General features: G+C 51.1%; 6 protein-coding genes. 5 read left to right on the forward strand and 1 reads right to left on the reverse strand.

Annotated features, from left to right (window positions below; translation table 11 throughout):
* A partial coding sequence (locus AACX38_RS02360) for an integrase domain-containing protein (RefSeq protein ID WP_228865659.1) occupies positions 1–810 on the reverse strand: 810 nt, incomplete at its 3' end.
* Between the two features lie 1,356 nt (positions 811–2,166).
* Here AACX38_RS02360 and AACX38_RS02365 point away from each other — a divergent pair.
* From AACX38_RS02365 to AACX38_RS02385, 5 genes are all read left to right on the forward strand, one after another.
* On the forward strand, positions 2,167–2,358 hold the full coding sequence (locus tag AACX38_RS02365; protein WP_339385650.1) for a hypothetical protein: 192 nt from the start codon (positions 2,167–2,169) through the stop codon (positions 2,356–2,358).
* The gene (locus tag AACX38_RS02370) at positions 2,306–4,351 is read left to right on the forward strand and encodes a type VI secretion system Vgr family protein (RefSeq protein WP_228865660.1); all 2,046 of its coding nucleotides are present in this window, start codon (positions 2,306–2,308) and stop codon (positions 4,349–4,351) included. The genes AACX38_RS02365 and AACX38_RS02370 overlap by 53 nt, the downstream gene beginning before the upstream one ends.
* Positions 4,352–4,394: 43 nt before the next feature.
* Positions 4,395–4,850, forward strand: coding sequence for a DcrB-related protein (locus tag AACX38_RS02375; protein WP_228865661.1), 456 nt, complete (start codon positions 4,395–4,397; stop codon positions 4,848–4,850).
* Positions 4,851–4,864: 14 nt separating this feature from the next.
* The gene (locus AACX38_RS02380; protein WP_228865662.1) at positions 4,865–9,484 is read left to right on the forward strand and encodes an RHS repeat-associated core domain-containing protein; all 4,620 of its coding nucleotides are present in this window, start codon (positions 4,865–4,867) and stop codon (positions 9,482–9,484) included.
* On the forward strand, positions 9,481–9,765 hold a 285-nt coding region (locus AACX38_RS02385; RefSeq protein ID WP_228865663.1), incomplete at its 3' end, for a hypothetical protein. The genes AACX38_RS02380 and AACX38_RS02385, both read left to right, overlap by 4 nt.

Consider the following 9,765-nt stretch of genomic DNA (forward strand, 5'->3'; position numbering starts at 1 on the left):
TCCTTGCGCTATATAATGCTCCCCGGATTGCTGAGCAAAATGGTAACGCATACTGTGCGGGGCGTTCTTACCCGTCAATCCTGAGCTTCTGACAATATAGCGGTAACGGTCTATGGCCTGCGTGATCGTCAGCTTATCAATCAGTTTACCGCTGCGCCCGGCCTGCTCGCGTTCAGCATAAGCAATCGCGTGTTGCAGGGCTTCCCGATCCAGTATGACCGTCTGCCGGGGTCGTCCACCTTTAGTACCGAACACCACCCGCACAGACTTATGCCCGTTTTCCAGTCCTTTCTTCCAGGTCGCTAACGATTTGTAGGCTTCCACCGCTTCTTTGGTACGCAGTCCCAGCACATACGCCAGTTGCATCACCGCCGCGACACGCCGGTCTTTTTGCTCCACCTGCTGAAAAATGTCCCGGAATGCAGCCGGAGCCAGCGCCATTTTCGTTCCCATGCGGCTGGTATCCGCGATACCCAATGTCCGGTTACTCAGGCGGGTATTATCGGGATCAGCCAACTTATGCTTTCCCGCCTGCGCTAAAATGGCTCGCAGCACCGACATTTCATTTTGCAGTGTCCGGTGACTGATATTGCTGGCTTTGCGTTCAGCGATGTAGCGCTCAATATATTTCACCTTCAGGCTATCCATTTGCCGGAGTTTGATGCCATTGTCTTTCAGATAATCAAGGAACTGCCGGGCAATCCGCACCCGATCCGCCACCGTAACAAAACTTCCGCCCGCCTGTCGGGCATGCGTGATAAAGGCTTTTCTGAACAGCTCAACCTTTGAACGTGTCGATCCCTGCGCCATTCTCGCCTCTTCTGCTACTTTGCGTTTGTTTTATTCATTTTTAGTCGTTTTTAAAACAATTCCCTGCGTGTCGGTTCAGGTTCACCGTTCCGTGGTGCGTCAGATAATGTGTAGCAGGGCGGGATTGTGTTGAGTTATTGCAGGAGCTCGCGACGTGCTCAGCACAGCGATGACATGCTCCCCGTTCAGTGCCTGATCAGCTCAGGATGAACGCCTCATTATCTTGACGTGATTCATTTCTCCTTAATTTTTACTGCATCAGCCTGCAATCAGGCAGTGGGTTGAAAATCCGATAGGACAATCGTTTAACAGGGTGGTTAATAGTCTGTTTTGCGTGGTTTCACTGAGTAATGCGGGGTTCAAATCGGCCGTAAAACCAGACCGGATGGGCTATGGACGTTTGCCGCTTTGCGGCGTCACTTGGTAATCGCTACGCTTCAACACAAGTGACGCCTCACAATATTCGGGACGTTGATCGTGATGAATTAAAAATGTGAATGAATGTTGTACAGATAAAAATTGTATCGTTTGACGTAAGACAGAGCCTGTTTTGCTCTGTTGTGTGAGTAGCCGGTGATGAATCACACCGGGAAACTTTCATCATCAGACGGAGGGTTAGATGTCCGATGATATCTGCTTCCAAAAGTGCGCAGATGTACCGCATTGTAATGCTCTCCCTTGCAGGCTACGGGAGTTTTGACTTCGCCGCTTTACGCTGATCCTTACAGGCGGAAGATCATCAGTTAACAGAAAGAGAATAGCGATTGCCTCAGGCGGAGTCAAACGGTGTTTTCTGCTATTTTTTCGCGGCGTATTTTCAGCCAGCCTGAATACCTGTCTTTCTAAAAGAAATAAAAATAGCTTTTCATCTTTTTTATATCCATATTATTTCATCGTGATAGTTGTTATTATCTCAAATAAGCCTCTGATTTGTATTTTAACAAGAATAAAATATCTATTTTTGTCAGGGTATATTATTTTAGGATTCGGTTTAAAAATGTGTTCATTATTTTAAACAACTCCATTTGTGATCGTTATCATAAAATGAAAATGATCATGATTTCTAAGATACTTATAATTTTATATTTATAAATAAATCATTACGTTAATTAATTCACCCTGAATCTGACAGCAATAAATCACAACACAATGCATTCACTATTGATAAAAACAAAGCGCATTACCCTGATGGCGCAATGATTTTAACTTTTTCCGCTGTCATTGCCGGGCGAGTTTTTTATTTCGCTTGATTTCATTTGGTTTTCATTCAGGCCTTATTTATCATTTCCTCTCCTGATTATTTTTCATGCATTAAACGAAATAGTCTGGTCTTTGCGTCTTTTCAGATTATTTCCAGTGTCCGGTGTAAAAACAGCCGATGGATGTTTTCATCTCCCCGTTTGTCACAAACAACGCCGGACGAATTTCAATGTTGTGCCCGGACGTGATGGCCGACGGTTATCACGTTATCCGTCATCATCTCAGGGAGACACATATGTCAGTGAAAAAGCACATCGCAAAACTTCAGCAGGGAAAGGCCCTGTTTGAGCAGGGGCAACAAGCCACCCGGCTGGCTCAGCAGACAACCGGGAGCTTCGTTGGGCACGAACCGGGGCTGGCAAAGAAAGCCGCCGGGGGTCACAGCGCCGCCACCAAAGCCCTGCAAAAAGCCAGTCAGTTTCTCAGTGATGGTGCCCCCAGCGGTCTGCAATTTACCCTGACGGCGGGCGGTCTGGCACCAGAAACCTTTGTCGTCACGGATTTTACCCTGAATGAGCATTTTTCTCAGCCGTTCCAGCTGGAGGTCGGACTGGCGAGTGCTGACCCTGCCATCGACTTTCCTGCGGTACTCGACCGCGCTGCCACGCTGACAATCACACAGGATGGGATTGAAAACCGGAGTATCACCGGTATCGTTGCCAGCTTTGAACAGGGCAATACCGGGTTGCACCAGACCACCTACCAGATGAGTATTCGCCCGGACCTGTGGCGCACCACCCTGCGTCAGAATTCGCGTATTTTCCAGCAACTGAACATTGAATCCATTATCACTAATATTCTGAAAGAGCACGGTATCCGCGATGTGGTCTTTAGCCTGCGCCATGCCCACCCGGAACGGGAATTTTGTGTGCAATATCATGAAAGTGACTTTGCATTCCTGCAACGGCTGACCGCAGAAGAAGGTATCTTCTACTTTTTTGAATGCGGCAACGGGCGTAATACGCTGGTGTTTGCCGATGATGCCGGCTCTGTCCCGCCGGGCATTGTCCTGCCCTACCAGCCGGGTGACACCAGTACGCTGGGCGAGCCGGCGGTGAGCCACCTGACACACCGGGCACAGGTCCGCCCAGCTCAGGTGCAGCTCAAAGACTACACCTTCAAAAATCCGGCGTGGCCGGCCGAATTCAGCCAGCAGATGAAGGAAGACACGCTCCAGCAGGTGTATTACGAACATTACGACTATCCGGGCCGTTTTAAGGATGAGGCACACGGTAAGGATTTTACCCGCTACCGTCTGGAGGGACTTCGCAACAATGCCGTGACAGGACAAGGCCGTGGTCATGCCATTGCGATCCAGCCGGGACGGTTATTCACCCTGTACAACCACCCGCGTGAAGACCTGAACCAGTCCTGGCAGGTGGTGGGGGCGAGTCATGCCGGCAGCCAGCCCCAGGCACGCGAAACCGCCAACAGTGGCACGGGGACTACCCTGAGCAGCCAGTTCCACTTTATCCGCCATAACCAGCACTGGCGTCCGGCGCCGTTGCCGAAACCAGTGATTGACGGCCCACAAATTGCCAACGTCGTGGGACCTGCCGGCGAAGAAATCTTCTGTGACCAGTACGGGCGTATCCGTCTCCAGTTCCCGTGGGATCGCTACGGCAAGAGTGATGACCAGAGTTCCTGCTGGATACGGGTCACCCAGCCGTGGGCCGGTCAGGGCTGGGGGATGCTCGCTATCCCGCGTATCGGGCAGGAAGTGGTGGTGGATTTTCTGCACGGCGATCCGGATCAACCCATCGTCACCGGACGCACCTACCATGCCAGCAATATCCCGCCGGGCGGATTGCCGGGCAGCAAAACCCAGATGGCCTTTCGCTCCAAAACCCACAAAGGCGAAGGTTACAACGAACTGCTGTTTGAAGATGCGAAAGGCAGCGAGCGACTGGCTCTGCATGCGCAGAAGGATATGCAGACGACGGTAAAAAATGACCAGAGTCTGGTCGTGGAAGCCGGTAACCGGAGCCTGCTCATCCAGACGGGGGATGAACATAAAACCGTCCAGCAAGGTAACCTGACCGAGAACATCTGCCAGAAACGCAGTACACAAGCCAATGTGGTGCAGGTGAAAGCCAATGCGGGCAAAGCCGGGGCGGGGACGCAATTGTATGAAGCCGAGGATGATATCACGCTGAAAGTCTCCAGCGGCACCATCCAAATGACGAAAACCAACATTAAAATTTCGTTCGGGGGCGCCAGTATTGAGCTGAATGACAGCGGGGTCACCGTATTAGGCGGTCAGGTTAACATCAACAAATAACGCATTTTGATTTTTAACTTGCAGAAAGTAAAAAGGAACTTCCATGAACAACCAACTTGATCTCGCGCCTTTCCACTTCAATCAGGGCACGATTATGCTGCCCGCCAGCTGGCAGGATGCCAGTATTCTGGTCTTGAACAGTACCGATGAAAAAAATGGCACCAGTTTCACCCTTTCCCGTGACAATCTGCCGTGGGGGCTGGCATTCAGTCAGTTTGCCGAACGGGAAATGACCGCCATCAGCAAGCAACTGAAAGATTATGAAGCGATAACCCATGAATCCGGTGAACTGAACGGTTTTGAGACCGAGACCTTTGAATTTCGCTGGCGTGCCCCAAGTGGTCCGGTACATCAGTTAATGATGTTGTTGAATACCCCAAAACAGGTGCTGATTTTCACCGGCACCTGTCAGGGGGAGATGACCGCAGCACAACGGGAACAGATGCAGACCATGATGGCAACGTTCCGGTTACGCGATGAACTGAAGGATAACGCCTGACAGGGAGGTGTAACATGAGTGTTTCACAGAATGTGATGATGGGCGCAGCGGCGGCAGGGCGTCCTTCTCCCTTGCCTGCCACACACAATCATCCCTCGCCTTCAAAGGGCGGCAAATCTGCGCCAGTCCCGCCACGGACAGAAAAATCCACGTCTGACCGGGCACTGGCATTTTTACAAAGCGATACCTTCGCCAATGCCACGCTGGCAACCAGTGCCACCTATGCGGTGGCAACGGGTGCGGCGGCCCCTTTTGCGGTCGGATTAGCCGCCGGTGCAATCGGGGGGGCGGCGGGGATGTATGTCGGGGATAAAGTCGGTCACGCTATCGCCAAAGGCATGGGGATGAGCACCGTCGCAACCGAAGGTGAAAATCCGGCCAGAGAAGGCGATGCCATTGCCCACCAGAATAAAAATGCCGGGCTATGGGGCGCGTTGGGCGGAATTTTACTGGGTGCGGTGGCGGCAGTAGCGGTGGGTGCTCTGGTGGTGGCTACAGGAGGCGCGGCACTGGTTGTGGTTGCGGCCGCTGCGGCGGCCGGTGGGTTTGTCGGTGGTGCCTGTGCCGGAATGGGTGCCGCCATCGGGCAATACGGCAGTAATAAAGGCACCATTGCGAAAGGGTCCCCCAATGTGTTCTTTGAGGGTAAACCGGTCGCACGGAAAGGCGATCCGGTGGTATGCAGTGACCATCCTCCCGGTGGTGTCGTCGCTGAAGGCTCCAAAACCGTATTTGCCAACGGCAGGCCGATTGCCCGGTTGGGGCATCGCACCACCTGTGACGCGAATATCAACAGTGCCGCGGGATCCATTTCTGTTACTCAGGAAACGGGCGAGGCGCTCCCTATTTTGCAGGAAAACAATAAAGCCTTGCAGTGGGCGGTGGTCATTGCCGGATTATTACCGTTTCCACGCAATAAAAAAGGCGTCACAAAATCGGATAAGCCGAAAGCCTCCACGCAGAAAAAAAGTAAAAAGCCGAACGACAACGATACCTGTAGTGACCCGGTGGATATGGCCACGGGCGACTTCCTGCAACAGTGGCCGATGCTCTCCCTGCCCGGCACCCTGCCGCTGTCACTGACCCGCACTTACCGTTCAACCGAAAATTTTGCCGGTCTGTTCGGTCCTAAGTGGTCTGATGACTGGTCACAACACCTGAAACGGGAGGGAGAAGCCACCTATTTTACCGATGCGGATGGGGTGGTTTATACCTTCCATACGCCGGATGAAAACGTGTTCTCGGTTAACCTGCATGCCGGGCATTATCTGCTGTTTGGCTCTTTAACGGGCGGGTTGCATCTGTTTGATCGTCAGACCCAATTAACGCGGAGTTTTGAACAGCCGGCAGGCGATAAACGGTTATTGTCTGCGATCCGTGACCGTCACCATAACCACATCACCTTCCATTATGATGATCCCTTCGGGGAACAACAATACCGGCTGTCACAGGTTATCCATTCCGATGGTTATCGGGTGTTACTGGACTACGACCAAAACCGGCTGGCTTCTGTCGAATACCTGACGGAAGCACTGCGCCAGACACTGGTCACCTGTCAGTATAACGCTCAACATTATCTGTCAGAATGCCATTCTTTTCAGTTCAGTCACCTGTGGCACGAGTACGATCCCCGTGGCGCGATGACCCGCTGGCATGACACGGATTCAACGGATGTGTCGATGGAGTATGACAACCGGGGGCGGGTAGTCTCGGTCAGCACTCCACAAGGCTACTGGCAGGATCGTTTTTTGTATGATGATGTCAATAAAGTCACCACCTATCTGGACGCGGAAGGCGGTTGTACCCGCTATTGGTACAATGAAGACGGTCAAATCACCCGTAAAGTTGACCCGCTGGGGCGGGAAACTCTACTGGAATGGGATCTGAGCCATCTACTCTCTGAAACCGATCCTCTGGGCAGAAAAACGCAGTTTGAATATACGCCCTACGGTGAACTGACCCAACTGACACGGCCTTCCGGTGAGGTATTTGTCTACGATTATGATGAATACGGTCAACTGTTGCAGGCCAAACTGCCGGATGGCAAAACGTGGCTTTTTCACTACAGCGACCAGGGCGCACTGGATGCGGTGACCGACCCGCAAGGTCGATTGGAAGAGTACCGTTACAACCAGCATGGCGAAATCCTCAGACGGGTACTGCCGGATGGCACCCAATGGCGTTATGAATATGAACAACACCGGCTTCATGGTGTTCTGGCGCCCAATGGTTATACCACCCGCTATGAACAGGATGGACTGGGGCGATTGCGTGGTATAACCGATGCGCTGGACCAGCAAACCCGTTATCAGCACTGTGCATTCCATGCCAGTCCGGAAAGCAGCGTCACGGAAATTGAATTGCCGGACGGGGTAAAACAGCATATCGGCTATGATAATGAGCGGCGGGTCACTTCAATCACCGACGGTGAGGGAAATATCACCCGTTATACTTATGGGGCCTTTGACCTGCTGACCCGGCTCACCCGCCCGGATGGAACCGTCCTGCATTTTGGTTATGACCGCTTAATTCGCCTGAACCGCGTGACGATGGCCACCGGTGAAACCTATCGCTATGAGCGGGATTTAGCCGGACAAATTATCCGCGAAACCGATTTTACCGGACGTACGATCGGCTATACCTATGATCGAGCCGGCCGCCGAACCCTGACACGCTATCCCAACGGTCAGCTCATTCGTGTTTGTTATAATGCCAAGAATCAGATTTTACGGCAGGAATACTGGCTGGCCGGAAAATTAGACACGACCTTGCAGGCCGAGACGGTCTATACCTACGACCCCAAAGGCCGGATGACCCGGGCCATTTCAGCGGATGCGGTGGTGGAATTCGAATATGACGAGGCCGAACATCTGATAAGTGAGCGTCTGAACGGACGTGAAATCGCACATAAATGGGATAACCTCAACGACCTGCCTGTTGCAGAAACACTGGGCGATGATACGTTGCATTTTGGGTATAACCGGATGGGCGGGTTAAACCATTTTCAGTTTAACCAACACAGCCCGTTGTCTTTACAGCATGACCCGTTAGGACAAGAAATAGTGCGGGAAAGTGCCCATGGCTTTATCCTGGCCAGCCGCTATACCGTATCGGGTTTACTGTCCCATCAGTCAGCCGGACGAGCAACCTCCCTGTTCAGGGAAACCCTGCAACAAAACGATCCCCATTTTCCGCCACAGGCCACGGCAGTCAACCGTAGCTGGCAATATGACTGGGCGTACAACCTCCGGGTGATTGATGATGGTCGCTGGGGACAGACCCGTTACCGTTACAATACGAATGGTCAGATAACCCAGACCCGGTATCAGGGGGCACGCCCGTATGAAGAGCAGTTCAGTTATGATGCCAATGGTAACTTAAGCCAGCATATTCCCGTGGATGCTCACGGCGCCATCACACACATCACGCAACGCCAGAAAGCCGGTCGTGTCGTGCAGCACGGCAATATTCACTACCGTTATGACACCAACGGGCGGCTTATTGAAAAAACTGAGCAACGTGACGGTTTCCGGCCACAGGTATGGCGCTACCGTTGGGATGTGCTGAATCAATTGACGCAATGTGAAACCCCGGACGGCTCGCGCTGGCATTATCGCTATGATGCTTTCGGGCGAAGAATTCGTAAACTGAAAGTGCACGATGGAAAACTGACCACAGCCAATTTACAGCGCTGGCTCAATGGCAAGCCGGATCTCAGTGTTAAACCCAACACGATTATGGGGCAGGATTATCTGTGGAGCGGTGACCAGCTTATCGAAGAAACACCGCTGTATGCCGATGGGACCCCCGCAGACGAACAGCGTATCCGCTGGCTCTACGAACCGGGCGCACTGACACCGTCAGCACGTTTTGAATGCGGAAAGTTACACTATATTGTCAGTGACCATCAGGGTACACCGCGCGAAATGTTGAACGAGGAAGGCGGACTGGTCTGGGCACAACGGCTGACCACATGGGGTAAGGCGGAACGTTCCCAAGTCATCGCTTCCAATGATGCGGATTATCATGTTGGCTGCAATCTGCGTTTTATGGGACAGTACGAAGATGAAGAATCGGGGTTATACTACAATCGGTTCCGGTATTATTCGCCGCAGACTGGGCAATATATCTCGCCAGATCCCCTGAATCTTGAAGGTGGTTTTAATCCCTATTCTTATGTACATAATCCGGTAGGTTGGGTAGATCCATTTGGATTAAGTCAGTTTTTTACAGAACAAGTTACCTGGACTTCGGCGGCAAATAAGGGAACTGGCCAGACATATAAGGTTTATCAGCAAGATATTGATTGGGATCTAAAAGTTAAAGGAAAAACTAACTTACAACGTGCATCAGAAGGGGGGACTCCGTATATAATCAAGAATGGTCGACCTGCTCAGATAAACCTACATCATTCACGTCAAGATGCTAGAGGATCTTTATTTGAAATTAGTAATGTCACACACAGAGCGCGTAAGGGCAAAGGGAAAGAAGCATTACACCCTTATGGAAATAAACAACATCCAGATTACCCAGTAGATAGAAAAGCATTCGATGCTGATAGAAAGCAATATTGGGAAGATAGGGCGAAACAAGAGTTAGCTCGTAGAAATACTAAATGTGGAGGCGGATCGTGATACCAAAAAAAGTAAGTGATTATATCAAATCCAAAGACTGGTATATCTTGAGAGAAGATAAAGCTAGTTGCGTTGATGACATACGCGCGTTGGGTATAGATCTGTCATCAGAGTTCTCATCCTTCTATCAGGAAATATATTGTGATCTAATCAGTCCCAAACCTATAGCGGATCTATTAGATATCGATGATATAAAAGAACAATTTGATTATATAAAAGATAGGTATGAATTATCTGATGATTATATTCCTTTAACATCAGATGAAAGTGAAGGTATGTAT

Origin of the sequence: Xenorhabdus sp. PB30.3 (genome assembly GCF_963895965.1) — a bacterium.
Lineage (GTDB): Bacteria > Pseudomonadota > Gammaproteobacteria > Enterobacterales > Enterobacteriaceae > Xenorhabdus > Xenorhabdus stockiae.